The sequence below is a fragment of the Arthrobacter sp. 2RAF6 genome (assembly GCF_052115205.1).
GTDB lineage: Bacteria > Actinomycetota > Actinomycetes > Actinomycetales > Micrococcaceae > Arthrobacter.
On the sequence record NZ_JBFRGF010000001.1, the window covers coordinates 205469 to 224589 of the forward strand.

A 19121-nucleotide genomic window follows, 5' to 3' on the forward strand; every position below is an offset into this window, starting at 1 on the left:
ACGATTCACCACTGTGGGTGTTTCGTCCGGAGACCGGGGATCCTCGTTGCTCAGGCCTAGAGAACGTCCGAAAGGAAACCCTTAAGGCGATCGGTCCGCGGCTCGGTGAAGAGTTGTTCCGGCGATCCGGTCTCCACGACGACGCCTGCGTCCATGAACGTCACTGTGTCGGACACGTTCCTTGAGAAGCCCATTTCGTGGGTTACCACCACCATGGTCATGCCGCCCTTGGCCAGATCGGTCATGAGCGCGAGAACGCCCTTGACCAGTTCAGGGTCCAAAGCCGATGTTGCCTCGTCGAAGAACATCACTTCGGGCTTCATGGCAAGCGCGCGGGCGATGGCCACTCGCTGCTGTTGCCCGCCGGAGAGGTTGGCCGGCCGGGCGTCGGCCTTGTGCTTGAGTCCTACGAGGTCCAGTTGGGCCAAGGCATCTTCCCGTGCTTGCTCCTTGGACATGCCACGGAGCTTCCGCAGGGCGAGGGAGACGTTTTCCGCCACCGTCTTGTGCGGGAACAGGTTGAACTGCTGGAAAACCATGCCGATTCGCCGTCGCAGTTCATCCGGGTTGTCCTTAAGCACCGAACGGCCGTCCAGCAGGATGTCGCCCTGGGCGGGTTCGATCAGCCGGTTCATGACCCTGAGCAACGTGGATTTTCCCGAGCCGGAGGGGCCGATCACTGAAGCCGTGGTGCCCTTCTCGACGTGCAGGTCGATGCCGCGCAGTACATGGTTCGACCCGAAGGACAAGTGGATGTTTTTAGCCGTCAGTGTTCCTGAAGCGAACTCGCTCATGCCTGGGCTCCCTTCCCGACGACGGCGGCTGCCTCGTCCGGCTCTTTCTTTTCAGGTCGGCCTGTCCTCAGGCGGCGGTCAATCCAGTTCACGAAATGCGTCAACGGGATGGTCAGCGCCAGGTAGAAGATTGCCGCCGCTACATAGGGCGACAGGTTTCCGCTCGTGGAGGCCGCATCCTTGCCGATCTGGAAGATCTCGCGCTCCGAGGCCAGCAAGCCAAGGAGGAAGACCAGCGACGACTCCTTGATCAACGCAATGAATTGGTTCACCAGCGCCGGCAGGACCCGCCGGACGCCCTGGGGAACCACCACAAGCCGCATGGCAGGGCCGTAGCCGAACCCCAGGGCACGTGTTGCTTCAAGCTGACCCTTGTCAACACTCTGGATACCGGAACGGAAGATTTCGCCGATGTACGCCGCCGACATCAGGGACAGCGCCGCGACGGCCAACGGATACGGGCTCGTGGAGCCGCTCAGCTGGCGGATGATCGGGCCGAAGCCGAGGCCGATCACGAGGATGGTGAGGACGGGCGGCAGCCCACGAAGGATATCGGTGTATACGCGGGCTATCCACCGGGCCACGGGGTTCCGGGAGATCCCCATCAAGGCGAGCGCCATGCCGAGCACAGTTCCGATCACGCCGGAGGTGACGGCCAAGACAATGGTGTTCGGCAAGCCGACCGCGAACATCTTGGGTATGACTTCGCCTATCGCCTTCCAATCGAGGAAGGTTTCACCGAGTTGCTTGAGGATTTCCTGGAGATCCATGGAACGCCCGGGTTACTTGGCCGGGATCTGGACGGCCTTGCTGCCCGGCTTCCAGCCCTGCGGGGTCTGCTCCGCGGTGGTCGGGCGGTCCTTGTACCACTCGGCCGTCAGCTTGGTCCAGGTGCCGTCTGCGATCACGGCGTCGAGGCCGGAGTTGAGGGCGTCGATCAGGGGCTGGTTGTCCTTGTTCACGGCCCAGGCAGTGAAGTTCTGGGTGTTGACGACCTTTTCGGCGATCTTGGTGTTGTCGCCGTCCTTGACCTGACCGGTTGCCTGCTGCGACGGGGCGACCCAAGCGTCAACCTGGCCGCTCTTCACGTTGGCGTAGACCGTGTTGTAGTCCGGGAAGCGGACGGGTTCCAGCTTGAGCGTGTTGGTGACGTAGTCGTCCTGGACAGTGCCCTGGACGACGCCGATGCGGACGTCGGACTTCAGGTCCGCGAAGCCCTTGACCTTGGAGTCGGTCTTGGTCACGACGGCCATGTAGCCGAAGTCGTAGCCATTGGTGAAGCCGACCGTCTCGCGGCGCTTGTCCGTGGTGGAGATCGAGGAGGATCCGACGTCGAACTGCTTGTTCTTGACCTGCGAGAGCAACGCGGAGAAGTCAGTGGAGGCGAACTCGACCTTGAGGCCCAGCTTGGCGCCAACGGCACGCAGGAGCTCGTTGTCATAGCCGGTGAACTTGCCCGAGGGATCGATGAAGATGTTCGGCGGGGCGTCCGAGAGGGTGCCGACGCGCAGGGTGCCGTCAGTGATGAGGCCCAGCTTGGACTTGTCGATCTTGTCCACCGGAGTGACGTCCTTGGTGGTGTATTTGTCGAGCGTCTTCTGGTCACTGCCCTGGAGGGCGTCGGTCGGCGAGGCGCTGCCGGTGCTGCCCGCTCCGCCACCGCAGGCGGCCAGGGACACGGCGAGAACTGCGGCCACGGGGACAGCAGAGAACCACTTCAGGGCTTTGATTTTCATCAAGCAAATCACTTTCATCGGGGAACACGCGTTCGTATCGAGACGGGCGGGGAACGCAGCCAAAGCTGGTTTGGGCCGCAATATCAGAACTCGACCCGCCAAACTTAATTATGTCATCCGCCCAATCGACGATAAATCGACGGCGATAAGACGTGAAATTCCCGAAAACTCCGAATCAAATTCAGCATTGAGGGGAAACTGTCCCTGAAATGCCGCGCCCTACGGCGTCGAGGGGAATTCATGACTGACGTCCAGCCGGCTTTCAGGCAGCATCTGTCATGTGACGTGCATCCCATCCTCCGGACACTGGAAAAGCGTCCGGTCCGTGGACGGGCGCCCTAAAAGTCCCGACGCTTAGAAGTCTCCGCGGCTGGCATCTTCCGGGGGAAGAACCGGCCAATTGCCTTCGATGACGGCCGTTGGTTTGGTCTTGCGCAGGTAGCTCTGGAAATCGGCGGCCTGTGCAGCCGCCCAATCAACCTGGAGGTGGTGCAGCTTGGAAGCGGGCATCTGCAGCTTCGGGAATTTGCCGGCCATGGCATCCAGGACGCGCAGGGTGGCGAGGGCGTCTGCGGCGGAGGTGTGGGCGTTATCGAGGTTCACGCCGTACTCCTCGCAGAGTGCGGTCAGGGTCCGCTTGCCTTTGCGGTACCGGTCGACCTGCTTATTCATGACGTAGGGGTCAAGCACCGGAAAACGGCTCAATTGCGGCACGCCGTATCGGGCGGATTCGGCGGCCAGCACCGTGAAGTCATAGCTGGCATTGAACGCAATGACCGGCACGCCGTCGTCGAACAGTTCCTGGAGCGCTGCCGCGACTTCGCGCGTCACGTCTGCGGCCGGACGGCCCTCGGCCCGCGCCTTTTCCGTGGTGATGCCGTGGATCTCGCTGGCCTCCAAGGGGATCTCCACCCCGGGATCCGCCAACCATTCGAGTTCCTTGATGATGCCGCCGTCGTCGTCGACTACCGTGACGGAAGCGGTGACGATCCTCGCGGAACGGGAGTTCCGTCCGGTGGTCTCAAGGTCGAACGCGGCGCGGGGGAGGGTGTTCCAGGAGCTCATGCTTCAACGCTACCGGCGCCCTACGACAAGAACCGGACCGACACTCCTTCTGCGCCGATCCGGCGGTCCATGCCGATAGGCTGGTGGCATGCGGATGGAGTTTGTGACGGCGGTGCTGGCCGTCGTGGATCTCATGCCGCCCGGCGTTGCCGTGTCCTACGGGGATGTTGCCGAGCTTCTGGGCTCGGGCGGTCCCCGGCAGATCGGATCGGTCATGAGCCATCACGGGAGCACGGTGGCTTGGTGGCGCGTACTCCGTGCAAGCGGCGAAGCTCCCCTAGGCCTTGAATCGGAAGCGCTGCACCACTACTTGGATGAAGGAACGCCGCTGCACGGCGCCTACGCAGAGTACCTGCGGACTGGCGAGGGCCGCTGGCGGGTTGACCTGGCCCTGGCCCGGTGGGCTCCGACGGACCGCGACTTCGACAGTATCGATGCGATCTCGGAGCAACTCGAGCGTCAGCTCCATAAATTGTCGGTACCCGATGATGAAATGACCGTGTGAGTCCAACACCGACACCTCAAGCAACAACGCAGGAAGCAACACCGGCACCGCGGCAGGAACAGCCGCGACAGGCACAGCCGCGGCAAGCGCCCGCCCGGTTGCGCCTGCTTCCTCCGCGCGAGGTCCACTACGCAGCCCCGGAGTTGTCCGCCGACCAGTCCGCCGTCGTCGGGCTCCCGCACGGATCCGGGCCGGTCCTGGTACCGGGGGCGCCCGGCACCGGGAAGTCCACTGTATTGGTGGAAACCGCCGTCCGGCGGGTTCAGCGTGATGGCGTGGATCCGGAACGGATCCTGATTCTCGCACCCGGCCGGCATGCAGCGTCGGCATTGCGGGACACCTTTACGGGGCGGTTGGACCGTAGCTTGAGTACGACGCCGGCGCGCACCTGGGCGTCATACGCTTTCGATCTGATCCGGCGAGCCAAAGCCGAGGGCGTGCTGCCGCTGCAGCGGCCACCCAAGTTGCTCTCGGGGCCGGAACAGGACCTCATCATCAAGGAACTGCTGGAGGGGCACGGCCGGCCCGGTTTTGAACTTCCGTGGCCGCAGGACTTGTCTGCGGCATTGCCCACACGGGGGTTCCGGCAGGAGATCCGGCAGCTCTTCGACCGGATCATCGAATCCGGGCGCACTGCGGAAGATCTCACGGCGCTTGCTTATGAATGCGGCAGACCGGACTGGATTGCTGCCGCGGACCTCTATTCGGAATACCGCGACGTCCTGGACCTGCGCATGCCGGAGGCCTTTGACCCGGCCGGAATCATTACTGCGGCGCGCCAGATCTTCCAGGACTCTCCCGGGTTCCTGGCGGCAGAGCGCGAGCGGCTGCAGTTGATCCTGGTGGACGACGTCCAAGAGGCAAACCCCGCCGTGTTTGAACTGCTCGCAGACATCGGAGAAGGAAAGGACGTTTTGGTAGCGTCCTCCCCGGACACCGTGGTCCAAGGGTTCCGCGGTGCCCGGCCCGACCTCGTCGCCGAACTGCCGCGGCTTCTCGGAGGCCTTGCGGGGACCGTGCGGGAGCTCCCTCTATGGCACACCCACCGGCACCTCCCCGACGTCGCAAAAGCGTGGACGGGCGTGGCTGCGCGAATCTCGCAGCGTGCGGGAGGCCAATTGGCCCGGCGTCTTGACCCACTTCCTGCATCGGCGGAGGAGGCTCGTTCCGGAGGTAGTCAGGCCGCGGGCCGGGTGGAAGCACATGTCTTTCCCTCCACCGTCCACGAATTGCGCTACGTGGCACAACGCATCCTCGAAGCGCAGCTGCGCGAGAACCATGAGTTCGGCGACATTGCAGTAATTGTGCGCAACGGTGGGCAATTGGCTCAACTGCAGCGCTATTTGAGCGGTCAAGAAATCCCGGTCCGAGTCCCCGTCGCAGATTCCGCCGTCCGCGACGAAGTGGCTGTTCGTCCCCTGCTTGAGGTGTACGGAGTGGTGCTGGACGCCGCCAGACTGACGCCTGAGTCTGCGGTCTCGCTTCTCACGTCGAGGATCGGCGGGGCTACAGCCATCGAGTTGCGCCGCCTGCGGCAATCCCTGCGCAGGGAGGAACTGTTGGGCGGTGGCGGACGGTCCAGCGATGCGTTGCTGGTTGAAGCGTTGCTGGAGCCGGGCGCGCTGGGTTCTTTGGGTATCGAAGGTAGCTCGGCGCGGCGCTTGGCCCGCATGATCGCGGCAGGACGTTCGGCGGCCGCCGAACCCGGAGCCAACGCGGAGACGGTGTTGTGGGCTTTGTGGCAAGCCACCGGGCTGGCTTCGCGCTGGACGGAAATGGCGCTCGACGGCGGCGCGGCCGGCGCCCGGGCAGACCGGGACCTTGACGCCATGATGGCCCTGTTCCACACAGCCGAGCGCTACGTCGACCAGCTCCCTGGCTCCGGTCCCGAACAGTTCCTGGAGTATCTGCTCAGCCAGGAACTCCCCATGGACACCCTTGCCGCCAGGGCCCAGTTGGAGGAAGCGGTGGAGCTCATGACGCCGGCCAGCGCTGCCGGGCGGGAGTGGGCCGTGGTCATTGTCGCGGGCCTGCAGGAAGGCGTCTGGCCCAACACCAGGCTCCGGGGTGAACTCCTCGGCAGTACTTTGTTTGCCGATGCCGTGGAGCACGGAGTTGCACACGCTTTGCAGCGCGGGCCCCTCAGCAGGCTGCGGGATATCCGCTACGACGAACTGCGGAGCTTCTCTACGGCCGTTTCGCGTGCCCGGGAAGTCCTCATCTGCACGGCGGTTTCTTCCGAGGACGAGCAGCAGTCGGCCTTTCTCGACTACGTGGCGCCTTTGGAACCGGGACAGTACCAACGTGAGTACACACCGGTCGGCCGGCCCATGACCCTACGTGCCTTGGTGGCCGAGCTGAGGCAGCGCGTCCAGCCGGACGACGCCGCGCTTGCCCGCCCGGGCGTGGCCGAGGATGCCGCCGAAGCCGCTCGCGTGCTGGCACACCTCGCCACCGCAGAGCCCGCAGTGCCGGGCGCGCATCCGGATTCCTGGTGGGGATTGGCGCCGCTCAGCAGCGAGGCACCGGTTGTCCCGGAGCAAGGCACCGTGTTCGTTTCGCCTTCAAAAGTGGAAACGGTGCACAAATCGCCGTTGGACTGGTTCGTCCAGGCTGCCGGGGGAGAAGCCGCGACCGACTTTGCCCGCAGCCTGGGCACCTTGGTCCATGCGATTGCCCAGGAGTTGCCCGATGCTTCCGGGGCCGAGTATGTCGCCGAGCTCGTACGTCGCTGGCCGACGCTGGGCATGAAAGACAACTGGGAGGGCAGGCTGGACTTCCAACGAGCAGAGCAGATGGTCAGGAAACTCGCCCAATACGTCCTTGTCATGCGGAGCGAAGGCCGAAGCCTGGCCGGGGTCGAAGCGGACTTCGAGGTTCCCCTTCCGGAGGTTCGCCTGGGCCACGTTGCCGAGGATTCCGATCCTGTCCGCAACGCCGTGCTTCGGGGACAAGTGGACCGTTTGGAAATAGACGCAGAGGGCAGGCTGGTGATTGTCGACCTCAAGACGGGCAAACGCCAGCCGGGCAAAGCCGAACTCGCCAGGCACCCCCAGCTCGGTGCGTATCAGGCGGCGGTACTGCACGGGGCATTCCAGCAGCTGCCTGTTCCGGGGCTTGTTCCAGGCGGTGCCGTGCTGGCACAGCTGGGGACCAAGACAAAGACGCCGGCGGTCCAAGTGCAGGAGCCCCTGGACCCGGGGGATAACTGGGCACAGGACCTTGTCAGCGGGGCCGCCATGCTCATGGCCGGAGCAAGCTTCGAAGCACGTCACGATCCCTCCCAAGGCAGCCATGGAGGCCACGGCTGCCGACTGCCCGATATCTGCCCATTGTGCGCCCGGGGAAAGCAGGTCACAGAATGACCGTCCAGACACTCGCCGGAATCGAGGCCGGAGACTCCGCCAAAGCTGCTGCGGTATTGCCGGAACCTCGATTCTCGCCCGGCGAATTGGCCGATATCCTCGGCGAACGGAACCGCCCCACGGACGAGCAATCCGCCATTATCGCGTCACCGTTGACCCCCCGGCTGGTCATCGCCGGCGCCGGATCCGGGAAAACGGCAACCATGGCGGACCGTGTGGTGTGGCTCGTGGCGAACGGATGGGTCCGCCCCGAAGAGGTCCTTGGCGTCACCTTCACCCGTAAAGCGGCCGGGGAGCTGGCCAGCCGTATCCGCGCCAAATTGGCCACCCTGCAGCGCATCGCGTCCTCGGACAACGGGCAGTACGGCTTCCCGGAGGGCGTTGCAGGCTCCGACGAGCTTGAACCCAAAGTGTCCACCTACCACTCCTACGCCAGCGGGATCGTGTCCGACTACGGCCTGCGCCTGGGTATCGAGCGCGATGTGGTGCTGCTCGGCGGCGCCCAGGCCTGGCAGCTTGCGAGCGAAGTGGTCGAAGCGTACGACGGCGACTACGAGCACTTCACCGCTGCAAAGTCCACGTTGGTCAACGCCGTGATGCAGTTGGCCGGCGAGTGCGCCGAACACTCGCGCGAACCCGCCGAGGTTCAACACTGGTTGATGGACCGAGTGTCCGAATTCGCGCAATTGCCCTATATGTCCGCCGCGAAAAAGAACCCGACCCAAGCCGCCGGCGATCTCGGCGCCATGTTGCGGACCAGGGCCAGCGTCGCGGACCTGGTGGGGCGTTACCAGGAGGCCAAGAGGAATCGCGGCGTCCTCGACTTCGGCGACCTCGTTGCGCTCGCCGCGAAGATTGCCCAGGACATTCCCTTGGCGGCTGCCACCGAGCGGGCCCGCTACAAAGTCGTACTGTTGGATGAATTCCAGGACACCTCACACGCGCAACTGGTGCTGTTCTCCCGCCTGTTCGGGGGCGGGCACGCCGTGACGGCGGTGGGGGATCCCAACCAATCCATCTATGGGTTCAGGGGTGCTTCGGCCGGCCAACTATTCCACTTTGTCCAGGAATTTCCCGTCCGGGTCGAAGACAACTTTGGAACGGCATCCCTAGCCACCGCACCCACCTCGTACCTGACCACTGCCTGGCGGAACGGGCGCAACATCCTGGCCGCCGCCAACGTCATTTCCGCGCCGCTTAACAAGGCCGCCGCGAATGACGGAGCCCCGGGCTCCAGGGCCGAAGACAGTTCTGTGGCAGTACCTCCGCTGCAGCCGAGCCCCGCAGCTGTGGACGGCAACGTCGTTCTCGGACGATTTGCCACCGACGAGGACGAAGCCGCAGCGATCGGGCGGGACGTCCGCCGCTACCGGCGCACAGTCTTTGAAACCGCGGCCGACGGTACTCCGGTTTCTCCCACCATGGCAGTGCTTTGCCGCCGTCGGGCACAGATGGAGTGCTTGCGGCGTGAATTCGAGGTCCAAGGGATCCCGTACGAAATAGTCGGCCTTGGCGGGCTCCTCGACACACCCGAAGTAGTGGATCTCGTGGCTGCGCTCCGGGTCCTCGCCGATCCTGGCCGTTCCGATGCCCTGATGCGTGTTCTGGCAGGCGCCCGGTGGCGGATCGGAACCGCTGATCTGATGGCATTCCGCGACTGGTCCCAGTTCCTGGCCCGGCGGCGATCCCACGGCGGTGCGGGAGATAGCGGTGCGGGAACCAGCGGCGCGGGAGACGATGCGTCAAGCGCGGACGAAAGCCCGATGGAGACCGTCGTGGAGAGCGACATCACCGATGCGGCCAGCCTCGTGGAAGCGCTGGACTTCCTGCCACGCCCAGGGTGGACTTCCGGCCACGGACGCTCCCTCAGCACGACGGCCCTGGACCGTCTGGGCCGGCTGTCTGCAGAGCTCCGGAACCTGCGGGGGTTCATCGGAGACGATCTGACCACGCTGATCGGCGAGGTGGAACGTGCCATGCTGCTGGATATTGAGGTCGCTGCCAAGCCCGGGACGAGCATCCACCAGGCCCGCCGGAATCTGGACGCATTCCATGATGCCGCGGCGGGTTTCCTGCAGACTTCGCAGCGCGTGGATCTTTTGGCTTTCCTGGGATGGCTTGAAGCGGCCGCATCGGAGGAAGGCGGACTGGACATGGCCGACGCCGAGGTGAACCACGAGGCCGTGCAACTACTGACAGTCCACGCCTCCAAAGGCTTGGAATGGGACGTTGTCTTCGTCCCCGGTCTCAACGCCGGGGCCTTCCCGAGCAGCCGGGACTCCCGGTGGAGCAGCGGTACCGCGGCCCTGCCATGGCCCCTCCGCGGCGACCGGGCGGATCTCCCTCAATGGGATCTGGACCAGCCGGACCAAAAGGGCTGGCTGGACGCCGAAAAGGACTTCAAATCCGATGTCCAGCACCACGGCGAGGCTGAAGAGCGGCGGCTCGCCTACGTTGCCTATACCCGGGCAAAGTTCGTCCTGTGGGCATCGAGCGCCGCGTGGAATGGTTCCCGGGCGGGCATTGCCGAGACGTCACCTTTCCTTGCTGAGCTGGAAGGCCTTGCTGGCGAGGCGGGCAACGATGCCGGCGGAGCATCGGCCGCTGCCATTCATCCTCAGTCCCTCAGCGAAGACGCGCTCCCCACTGAGAGCCCCCTGACCGTCGGCACGGAGGTGGCGACCTTCCCCTATGATCCGCTCGAAGGTCCCAGCGACCCTCGTACCGGGGAACGGCTCCGCTTGGTACCGGGGCGGCGGGCCGCCATGGAGGCGGCAGCAACCCGGGTCAGGGACGCCGTCGAGGCACTGCGGATGGATTCGCCGCTCGTCATCGATGCTTCGCCGACCTCCCTCCGCGGGGCGGCAGCCGGCTGGGCCGCCGAAGCGGAGCTGTTGTTGGAACGGCAGCTGCGGCGGAAATCCGTCCAGGACGTCCATTTGCCCGGACACATCTCTGCATCGATGTTCGTCGACCTGGGAGACGACCCCACGGCGGTCCTGGCCCAGCTCCGGCGCCCGGTGCCCCGCCAACCCGGGATCTCTGCACGCAAGGGCACCGCCTTCCATTCCTGGGTCGAGGAATACTACGGAACCACCGGCATGCTGGATCTCGACGAAGCCCCCGGCTCTGACTCCCACATCGACGAAGCCTACGGACTTGACGACATGGTGGCGACGTTCAGCAATTCAGAATGGGCGCACCGGTCCCCGGCCTTCGTCGAAGTTCCCGTGGAAACAAGGATCGGGGACGTCGTAGTGCGCGGACGGATTGACGCAGTCTTCCGCGGCACGGACGGCACATGGGAACTGGTGGACTGGAAGACGGGCAAGCGCCCGGCCGGCAGGCAACTCAAGACCCGCGCCGTGCAACTGGCCGTCTACCGGCTGGCATGGGCGCGCCTCAAGGGTGTGCCGTTGGAGCAGGTCAGTGCAGCGTTCTACTACGTTGCCGATGACGCCGTCGTGAGGCCCCACGACCTCGGCGCGGCCGATGATCTGGAGAACATCATCGCTTCCGCACTAGGCAGGCGAAACCGCTAGGCAGCCGAAACCACGGTAGCTACGCCGGGACGGACTAATGGTCCTTGGCGTCCTGGAGCGGTGCCGGCTCCACTATCTGGAGGGCCGTCGTCGAGGTGTCGTCTGCTTCGGACGGCGCCTCCGGCGTGGAGGCGGTCCCGTTCGCCGAATCTCCCGCAGACTCCGGGATGGCCGTAACACTCACCGTGGGCTTTGCTGAGTCGCCCTCTGAGGCCTTGGCTTCCGAAGCCATGACAACTGCCGGTGCTGCCAGCCCGTCCGCAGCGGCACGCTCTGCAGCGGCAAGCTCTGAAGTGGCAAGCTCCGCCGCGGCGGCCTCGGCCTCCTCGGCTGCCAACGCGTTTTGCTCCTCGATGTCGTCAGCGAGGGATTTGAGCATCGCCTCGGCTTCTGCCGTCATGTCACTGTGACCGGCCGCCAAGGCCTTGACGAGATACTGCGCAAGGGCGAACTCGGCAAGAAGTGCCGAGCGTCGCAGCAGATGGCCGTCAGGCGTATCCCGCCGGGCTTCCGTGTAGTGCCGCAGTACGGACTCCACGAAGCGCTGCTCGTTTGACGCCACGAGCCAGGCGAAGTCATCGGCGGGATCGCCGATGCGCAGATCGGTCCACCCCGTCACTGCCGTCACGCTGTCGCCGTCGATCAGCAAATTGTCTTCATGGAGATCGCCGTGGACTACGCACGGGTTGAAGCGCCACAGCGCCACGTCCTCCAGTGCGTGCTCCCAGCGACGCAGCAAGGCGGGCGGAATCTTGCCCGTGGTGGCAGCCTGGTCCAGCTCGTTCAACTTGCGCTGGCGGAATTCGTTGGCCGTGTAGCTGGGAAGATCGGCGTTATTGACGAGGGATTGGGGAAGGTCGTGGACGGCGGCCAGCGCCACACCGATCTCCTTGGCCAAGGCATCACTGCAGCTCGACAACTCTTCGATGCTCCGCGTGGCCCCGGCCAAGTGGGCGTAGACAAACGTGCTCAGCGCGCCTTGGCGCACCGTTCCGGCCACAGTGGGCATCAGAAAAGGCAGCTCGGCCCGGATCGCCGGCGCGAAAGCCCGCAGAATCATGAATTCGGTCTCCAGCCGGGCGCTGGCTTCCGGATGGCGCGGCGAACGGACGCGCCATCGCTTGCCCTCCGAATCCAGCAGAAGCGCCGAATCGAAATCGGCAGCATCGTCCGGGGCGGAGGCGGCAGCCATCGGCGTCAGGCCGGGCACCGCCGCAGTAGCTACAGCGGCCAGTTCGAACGGTGTTCTTCTCACGTCTTCCACGGTAGATTGACAAGCGCCTCTGGCAGCGATGCAGTGCGGCGAGTCTTGAGATCCGCCGGAAAACAGCATCCAGGGGCGTGCATTGCTGAAAGATCCAAATGTCAATTGTCGGTGCGAGTCAGTACGGTAGGTACATGAGTTTCACCGAGTTCCAGGCGCCGGCAAACCACCTTATCGATACCGTTCTTCCGGTGCGCCCTGCCATGGTTGACCGCGGATCTGCCGAACGCCTGAAGCCGGGCATGCTTGGCGAAGTGATCTCCTCAGGTTCGGCCAAGGCAATCGTGTTGTCGCAGCGCCAAGCCCTCGTAGTGGGGGACAAGCTGTGGCTGGGCGACGCCGCGCCGCTCTTCGAAACCCTTCAGGCCGCCGGTGGACCGCTCACTGCCATTTATCTCGGCCGGACCCTTGCTGCTTCCTCTGTCCCGGAGCAAACACCAATCGTCCTCTTTGTGCCCACCGAGCCGGTTTCGCCTGGAGGCGCGGGCCTTCCGGCCGACGGCTCCTGGGCGGGATTCCGGGAGGTCGCCGCCCGCCTCGGTGCCATGGACACAGCCCTGTTTGTCGAGGCCAGCGCCATTTCCAATTGGCATGCCACCCATACCCACTGCCCGCAGTGTGGAACTCCCACGGAAATCGAAGCCGGCGGCTGGATTCGGCGGTGCCCGCGGGACAAATCGGAGCACTATCCGAGGACCGATCCGGCCATCATCGTCACCGTGGTCGGTTCCGACGGCAGGCTGCTCCTGGGTGGAGGAGGGCCGCTTGACGCCAAGAACTACTCCACGCTGGCCGGCTTCGTTGAGCCCGGGGAATCGCTTGAACAGGCCGTGGTTCGCGAAATCGGGGAAGAAGTCGGTGTGCGGGTCACCGCTTGCCAGTACCTTGGCTCGCAGTCGTGGCCGTTTCCGGCCTCGCTTATGCTCGGGTTCACCGCAACAACGGACGACGTCGAGGCCAGGCCCGACGGCGTCGAAGTCACCCGGGCCCGCTGGTTCAGCCGTGCGGAACTCCAGGCAGCAGTGCTCAGCGGCGAGATCACGATCTCCACGAGGCTCTCGATTGCGCGTTCCCTGATCGAGCACTGGTATGGCGGCGTCATCGAGGACCTCCAGCAGTGACAGACGGTATTTTCAGCGACACCGTTTCACTCGAGGACCGGATTCTCGGCGGCCTGGACGCCGAGCAGCGGGAAGTCGCCAGCAACCTTACCGGTCCCATGTGCGTCCTCGCCGGAGCGGGTACGGGAAAAACCCGTGCCATTACGCACCGCATTGCCTACGGTGTGCACTCCGGTGTCTACAGCCCGCAGCGCCTTCTGGCCGTTACCTTCACGTCCCGGGCCGCCGCCGAGATGCGCAGCCGGCTGCGGGATCTCGGCGTCGGAAACGTCCAGGCACGCACCTTTCACGCAGCTGCGCTCAGGCAACTGCAGTTCTTCTGGCCGCAGGCGGTGGGCGGCGTCCTGCCGAACCTGCTGGACCACAAGGCGAACATGATTGCTGAAGCCGCGCGGCGGCTCCGGCTGAGTACCGATCGCGCTTCCATCCGTGACCTTGCGGCGGAGATCGAGTGGGCCAAGGTTTCCATGCTGACGCCGGCCAACTACCTTGAGAACGCCCAGGACCGCGGCACTCCGGGCGGCTTCGACCTCACCGCGGTCGCGCGGGTTTTCCAGTCTTACGAGGACGTGAAGACGGACCGCAACGTGATCGACTTCGAGGACGTCTTGTTGATCACAGTGGGCATCCTTCAGGAAGACCCGAAAGTGGCAGCTACGGTCCGCGAGCAGTACCGGCACTTTGTGGTGGACGAGTACCAGGACGTTTCTCCGTTGCAGCAGCGGCTTCTTGAACTTTGGCTTGGCGGCCGCGACGAACTCTGCGTCGTGGGCGACTCCAGCCAGACCATCTACTCGTTCACGGGAGCCTCTCCCAGGCATCTCCTGGGATTCAAGGGCCGTTACCCGTCGGCGACGGTCGTCAAACTGGTTCGTGACTACCGTTCCACGCCCCAAGTGGTGAAGCTCGCCAACGATCTCCTCGGGTCCCGCCGCAGTGGTGGAACGGTTGCCGACGCCGCCTGGGCCAAACCCCTGCAGTTGGTGGCCCAGCGCCCGGCCGGACCGGAACCGCGGTTCATGGAATGCCCGGACGACGAGGCGGAAGCGGCGGTCGTCGCGGGCCGGACCCGGGAATTGATCGACGCCGGCACCAAAGCGAGCGAGATCGCTGTGCTCTTCCGCACCAACGGCCAATCGGAAGCGTACGAACAAGCCCTTGCCTCGGCTGGCATCGGCTACCAGCTCCGAGGTGGTGAGCGGTTCTTCGCGCGCAAGGAAGTACGGGACGCCATCCTGCAGCTGCGCGCCGCCACACGTGCAATAGCCGAGGATTCCGCCAAGGAGCCACTGGGCCAACTGGTCCGGGACATCGTGGCTTCGCTCGGTTACACGGATGCCGCCCCGCACAGCGGCGGTGCCCTCCGCGAACGCTGGGAGTCCCTGGCCGCGCTCGTGGCCCTCGCGGACGAACTCGCCATTAGCCGCGGGCCGGAATTCACGTTGATGGAATTCGTCAACGAACTCCAGGAGCGTTCGGTGGCCCAGCACGCCCCGACAGTCCAAGGCGTTACCCTCGCATCGCTGCACGCCGCGAAGGGCCTGGAATGGGACGCCGTGTTCCTGGTGGGCTTGAGCGAGGGCCTCATGCCCATTTCCTTCGCCGACACCCCCGAGAGCGTGGACGAGGAACGCCGCCTGCTCTACGTCGGGATCACGCGGGCACGCGAGCACCTGAACCTGTCCTGGTCCACGGCCCGCACGCCGGGTGGCCGCGCGAACCGCAAGCCTTCGCGCTTCCTCGACGGGCTCCGCCCCGATTCCGTGCTCGGCGCCAGCGCGCGCAGCCGCGCCACGCCACGGCGCAAGGCGGCAGCACCGGCGTCGTGCAGGGTCTGCGGCACGATGCTTGCCACTGGCGCCGAGCGCAAAGTGGGTCGCTGCAGCCAGTGCCCGCCCACCTACGAGGAACAGACCTTTGAGGCTTTGCGGCAATGGCGCAAGGAAGAGGCCCTGAGCAACGATGTTCCCGCCTATGTGGTCTTCACGGACGCGACGTTGACGGCCATCGCGGAGGCCCGGCCGGCGTCCCTTGAGGAACTGGCGCAACTCGCTGGTGTCGGGCCTTCCAAGCTGGAAAAGTACGGCGAAGCCGTGCTGGCAGTTCTGGTCGAGAACGGGTCTGCCTAGTGCCGCGGATCGCGGGACAGCCCGCTTTGCCGCTGACCACCGACGACGGCGCGCCCGTCGTCGTTCGTCGCTCGGCCCGCCGCCGTCGTACTGTGGCCGCTTTCTGGGAGGACGGGAACGCCGTTGTGGCGATCCCTGCCCACTTCACGAAGGCGCAGGAGAGCGAATGGGTCCGGCGGATGCTGGACAAGCTCAAGCGTCAAGGGGAGAGAGGTGCCCAGGGCGCCGGCAGGCGGAGACCCGCGAGCGATGCAGCCCTTGCCGGACATGCCGCGGAACTTTCCTCAAGGTATCTGGGCGGGCGTGCTACCCCGACGTCGGTCCGCTGGGTCAGCAACCAGAAGTCCCGGTGGGGGTCGGCAACCCCGGCGGACGGGACCATCCGGCTTTCGGACAAGCTCCAAACGATGCCGCAGTGGGTGATCGACTACGTATTGCTCCACGAACTCGCGCATCTGCTGGTGGCCGGGCACAACGCCGCGTTTTGGCGCTTGCTGGAGGCGTACCCCGAAACGCAGCGGGCCAAGGCGTTCCTGGAGGGCGTCGCTTTTGCGACGTCGCGGGGGCTTGGACCGAATGAAGAAGGCGCCGACGCACCAGCAGGAGGCTGGGACGCCGACGCCGACTAGGCGTTTCAGGAGCGCTAGGCCTTGGGCTCCCCTGGTTCCGTGTTGTCAGGCGAGTCTCCGTCTTCAGGTTTCGGAGCCTCCGGGGTGCCGTCTGTGTTCTCCTCATCCTTCGGAGTGTCGTAGCCACCTTCAAGGAGCTTCTGCAGTGCATCGTCCACTTCGGTGTCGCTGGCTTCAGCCAGGCGGCGCCGTTCGGTGAAGCCCGCAGGGTCGTCGAGGTCATGCGCCGTGGGGAGCAAATCGGGGTGCTGCCAAATGGCATCGCGGCCGGCGATTCCACGTTCGTCCTTCAGCGCCGCCCACAGCGCGGCGGCTTCGCGCAGGCGCCGCGGGCGCAGCTCGAGTCCCACCAGCGAGGAGAACGCGTGTTCAGCGGGTCCTCCTGTGGCGCGACGCCTCCGCACCGTCTCGCGGAGTGCGACGGCGGATGGCAGCACATTCTCGGTGGCTGCAGCCGTGAGTTCGTCCACCCAGCCCTCAACCAGCGCGAGGGCTGTTTCGAGTTTCTCCAGGGCAGCCGATTGTTCGGGAGTGCGCTCGGGCGTGAACACCCCTTGGGAGAGGGCTTCTTGAATGCCCTCAGGGTTGCCGGGATCCAGGTCCCGGGCGAGGTCCTCGACGCGGGACAGATCGATGTGGATGCCGCGGGCATAAGCTTCGATCGCACCGAGGAGATGGCCCCGCAGCCATGGAACCTGCACGAAGAGCCGGGCATGCGCGGCTTCGCGGACTGCGAGGAACAACCGTACGTCATTCTCGGGGACGCTCAGGCCTTCGCCGAACTTCGCCACATTGGCCGGCAGCAATGCCATCTCGAGATCAGCGAGTGGAACGCCGATGTCGGTAGAGCTGACCACCTCTGCGGACAGGGCCCCGATGGCCTGGCCCAGTTGCATGCCGAAGATTGCCCCGCCCATGTTCTGCAACATGGACGAGGTGCCACCCATCATGGCCTTCATTTCTTCCGGCATCTGCTGGGTCAGGGCGTCCGATAGGGCATTGGCGATGCTGTTGGCCACCGGCTCCGTGAGTCGTTTCCACGTAGCGAGGGTGGCTTCCACCCATTCAGCGCGGGACCAGGCGCGGCCGATGAGGCCTGTTGCCTGGAGATCGGTGACCGGATCCAACCAGAGTTCCGCTAGCCGGAGCGCCTCGTCGACTTCGCGGGCCTGCACGGCATTCACCGACGGATCCGTACCCGCAGCGGCAACACGGCGGGCATTCTCGTGGGCGAGCTGCCAATTGACAGGGCCTTCGGAAGTGGAGCTCATCATGGCCTGCACTTGGGCGAACATTTGCTGCAGCATGTTGGGGTCGTTCGGCAGCCCCGCGGCCTTTGCCAATTCGGCGGGGTCAATGTTGCCCATGCCTTGCCCGCCCATCAGGTTCTTCAGCATTTCTGCCAAGGGATCCACGGGTGAATCGTCTCCATTGGAGGGGGTATTGGGGTTGGAGGTCATGGTGCCGCCGATCGTCGGTGTGACTGGTGATCACTTTCAAGGTACCGCGATGCCCGGGGGCTGTCTGCCTCAAGAACGCGTCGTTCGCTCTAGGCAAAGCACGTCTCCCGGGCACAACAAGTAGGGTGGATCGTTGGTATGTTTACCGGCCTCCACCCTGAGGGGGGTCGAAACGGTAGCGTTGGGCACGCAGTTCCCGGCGCGGAGAGGTCTTTCATTGACTAGTTTGCCGAGCCCCGGAGCTGCCGGGGAACCCGGTCAGCCTCTCGGCCCCTCCAACTCCCAGGACGTCCCGACGTCGCAAGGCCATTCCCCGGCCCGGGACTCCGCGCAAACGCAGGAACCAGGGCAGGAACCGCCCGGGGCGCCCCAACCGGCACGGCGCCGCGACGGACGATACGTCGCGATGCTGGTCTCCGGCGCCCTGACCATTGTGCTGGGAATCGCCGCGGCTGTTCTCCCTGTTCCCTACGTCGTGGAATCCCCCGGTCCGACGTTCAACACCCTGGGCACGGACCACAACAAACCGGTCATTAGCATCACTGGGCATGCGACGTATCCAGCCAAAGGAAACCTGGACCTGACCACCGTCTACATCAACGGCGGCCCCAACGGACCAGTCAACATTTTCGAGGCCTTCCAAGCCTGGCTGGACGGTTCCAAGGCCGTATACCCCGAAGAACTTCTCTATCCCAAGGGCGTCACCAAGCAGCAATCCGAACAGGAAAGCGCGCTTGCCATGACTACCTCCCAGGAGAATGCTGTTGCCTCGGCCCTCCAGGAAGAGAACATTCCGTACGGTCAGAAGCTTGCAGTCGCAGGGTTGTCCGACGGCTCGGCCTCCGCAGGCAAACTCCAGACAGGGGATGTCTTTACGTCGATCAACGGCAAGGCGGTCACGTCCCTGAACGTCGTCCAAACCGCACTGGCCGACGGCGCGGGCGCGCCTGCCGCCGTCGTCGTCGATCGGAGCGGCAAGCCCGTGACGGTGAGCATTACCCCGGGCAAGGGCTCAAACGGCAAGTACATCCTGGGCATACTGCTGCAGTACAAGTTCACGTTCCCGTTCGACGTCAAGATCTCACTGGACCAGGTGGGCGGACCGAGCGCCGGCATGATGTTCGCATTGGGCATCATCGACAGCATCACCCCCGGCGACCTCACGGGGGGCAAGCATGTGGCCGGTACCGGCACCATCTCGCCGGACGGCACCGTAGGACCCATTGGTGGAATCGCCCAGAAAATGCGCGGAGCCCGCAGCGGCGGCGCCACGCTTTTCCTCGCGCCTGCCGCCAATTGCGATGAGGTCATAGGGCACGTTCCGGACGGGCTGCAGGTAGTCAAAGTGGACACTCTGGCGGACGCAAAATCAGCCGTGGAGCGACTCGCCTCGGGCCAGGACATGTCCCGCCTCCCGACATGCTCCAACAACTAGACTGATGATGGAACTTAGCTCCACTGCCACTCGTGGCACTAATGACGGCCTCCGCCATTAGCACCCGGCACCGGGG

At 64.9% G+C, this 19121-nt stretch carries 13 protein-coding genes; 7 read left to right on the forward strand and 6 right to left on the reverse strand.

The features are described 5' to 3' along the window. Positions 1 to 56: 56 nt before the first annotated feature. The 4 genes from AB4Z38_RS01015 to AB4Z38_RS01030 form a co-directional block, all read right to left on the reverse strand. Complete coding sequence (locus tag AB4Z38_RS01015) at positions 57 to 794, reverse strand: amino acid ABC transporter ATP-binding protein (protein WP_441427984.1); 738 nt, start codon at positions 792 to 794, stop codon at positions 57 to 59. Next, complete coding sequence (locus AB4Z38_RS01020) at positions 791 to 1564, reverse strand: amino acid ABC transporter permease (RefSeq protein WP_404496289.1); 774 nt, start codon at positions 1562 to 1564, stop codon at positions 791 to 793. Before AB4Z38_RS01020 ends, AB4Z38_RS01015 begins: the two co-directional genes overlap by 4 nt. Positions 1565 to 1576: 12 nt before the next feature. Next, the gene (locus tag AB4Z38_RS01025) at positions 1577 to 2530 is read right to left on the reverse strand and encodes an ABC transporter substrate-binding protein (protein ID WP_441427985.1); all 954 of its coding nucleotides are present in this window, start codon (positions 2528 to 2530) and stop codon (positions 1577 to 1579) included. A 354-nt stretch (positions 2531 to 2884) separates the two neighbouring features. Beyond that, a complete protein-coding gene (locus AB4Z38_RS01030) occupies positions 2885 to 3595 on the reverse strand; it encodes a 3'-5' exonuclease (RefSeq protein WP_284751583.1) in 711 nt (236 codons plus the stop codon). Between the two features lie 88 nt (positions 3596 to 3683). On the opposite strand from AB4Z38_RS01030, the gene AB4Z38_RS01035 reads away from it, so the two are divergent. The 3 genes from AB4Z38_RS01035 to AB4Z38_RS01045 all read left to right on the forward strand — a co-directional run bounded on the left by AB4Z38_RS01035 (position 3684) and on the right by AB4Z38_RS01045 (position 11007). Further along, positions 3684 to 4100: an MGMT family protein gene (locus AB4Z38_RS01035; protein ID WP_441427986.1), complete on the forward strand. Its 417-nt coding sequence runs from the start codon at positions 3684 to 3686 to the stop codon at positions 4098 to 4100. A 98-nt stretch (positions 4101 to 4198) separates the two neighbouring features. Next, entirely contained in the window at positions 4199 to 7465 is a 3267-nt protein-coding gene (locus AB4Z38_RS01040; protein ID WP_441428065.1) for an ATP-dependent helicase, read from the forward strand. Continuing rightward, complete coding sequence (locus AB4Z38_RS01045) at positions 7462 to 11007, forward strand: ATP-dependent helicase (RefSeq protein WP_441427987.1); 3546 nt, start codon at positions 7462 to 7464, stop codon at positions 11005 to 11007. The genes AB4Z38_RS01040 and AB4Z38_RS01045 overlap by 4 nt, the downstream gene beginning before the upstream one ends. Positions 11008 to 11041: 34 nt before the next feature. Here the strand turns inward: AB4Z38_RS01045 and AB4Z38_RS01050 are convergent, their stop codons facing one another. Next, complete coding sequence (locus AB4Z38_RS01050) at positions 11042 to 12262, reverse strand: macrolide 2'-phosphotransferase (protein WP_441427988.1); 1221 nt, start codon at positions 12260 to 12262, stop codon at positions 11042 to 11044. Between the two features lie 143 nt (positions 12263 to 12405). Here AB4Z38_RS01050 and nudC point away from each other — a divergent pair, with 143 nt between their 5' ends. Genes nudC through AB4Z38_RS01065 form a run of 3 tightly spaced genes read left to right on the forward strand, consistent with a single transcriptional unit; the run spans position 12406 to position 16150 of the window. After that, the gene (gene nudC / locus AB4Z38_RS01055; RefSeq protein WP_441427989.1) at positions 12406 to 13392 is read left to right on the forward strand and encodes an NAD(+) diphosphatase; all 987 of its coding nucleotides are present in this window, start codon (positions 12406 to 12408) and stop codon (positions 13390 to 13392) included. Next, positions 13389 to 15521, forward strand: a complete 2133-nt coding sequence (locus AB4Z38_RS01060; protein ID WP_441427990.1) for an ATP-dependent DNA helicase UvrD2 — start codon at positions 13389 to 13391, stop codon at positions 15519 to 15521. The genes nudC and AB4Z38_RS01060 overlap by 4 nt, the downstream gene beginning before the upstream one ends. Positions 15522 to 15529: 8 nt before the next feature. Continuing rightward, the gene (locus AB4Z38_RS01065; RefSeq protein WP_441428066.1) at positions 15530 to 16150 is read left to right on the forward strand and encodes a M48 metallopeptidase family protein; all 621 of its coding nucleotides are present in this window, start codon (positions 15530 to 15532) and stop codon (positions 16148 to 16150) included. Between the two features lie 14 nt (positions 16151 to 16164). Here AB4Z38_RS01065 and AB4Z38_RS01070 read toward each other — a convergent pair whose 3' ends face one another. Next, on the reverse strand, positions 16165 to 17610 hold the full coding sequence (locus AB4Z38_RS01070) for a zinc-dependent metalloprotease (protein WP_441427991.1): 1446 nt from the start codon (positions 17608 to 17610) through the stop codon (positions 16165 to 16167). Positions 17611 to 18016: 406 nt separating this feature from the next. Between AB4Z38_RS01070 and AB4Z38_RS01075 the strand changes: the two genes are divergently transcribed. Beyond that, the gene (locus AB4Z38_RS01075; protein ID WP_441428067.1) at positions 18017 to 19045 is read left to right on the forward strand and encodes a YlbL family protein; all 1029 of its coding nucleotides are present in this window, start codon (positions 18017 to 18019) and stop codon (positions 19043 to 19045) included. The last annotated feature ends 76 nt before the right edge of the window (positions 19046 to 19121 follow it).

What these genes read in the sequence shown, in the direction of transcription:
- AB4Z38_RS01015 (WP_441427984.1), bottom strand. Translation starts at nt 794, where the DNA reads ATGAGCGAGTTCGCTTCAGGAACACTGACGGCTAAAAACATCCACTTG.
- AB4Z38_RS01020 (WP_404496289.1), bottom strand. Translation starts at nt 1,564, where the DNA reads ATGGATCTCCAGGAAATCCTCAAGCAACTCGGTGAAACCTTCCTCGAT.
- AB4Z38_RS01025 (WP_441427985.1), bottom strand. Translation starts at nt 2,530, where the DNA reads ATGAAAATCAAAGCCCTGAAGTGGTTCTCTGCTGTCCCCGTGGCCGCA.
- AB4Z38_RS01030 (WP_284751583.1), bottom strand. Translation starts at nt 3,595, where the DNA reads ATGAGCTCCTGGAACACCCTCCCCCGCGCCGCGTTCGACCTTGAGACC.
- AB4Z38_RS01035 (WP_441427986.1), top strand. Translation starts at nt 3,684, where the DNA reads ATGCGGATGGAGTTTGTGACGGCGGTGCTGGCCGTCGTGGATCTCATG.
- AB4Z38_RS01045 (WP_441427987.1), top strand. Translation starts at nt 7,462, where the DNA reads ATGACCGTCCAGACACTCGCCGGAATCGAGGCCGGAGACTCCGCCAAA.
- nudC (WP_441427989.1), top strand. Translation starts at nt 12,406, where the DNA reads ATGAGTTTCACCGAGTTCCAGGCGCCGGCAAACCACCTTATCGATACC.
- AB4Z38_RS01070 (WP_441427991.1), bottom strand. Translation starts at nt 17,610, where the DNA reads ATGACCTCCAACCCCAATACCCCCTCCAATGGAGACGATTCACCCGTG.
- AB4Z38_RS01075 (WP_441428067.1), top strand. Translation starts at nt 18,017, where the DNA reads ATGCTGGTCTCCGGCGCCCTGACCATTGTGCTGGGAATCGCCGCGGCT.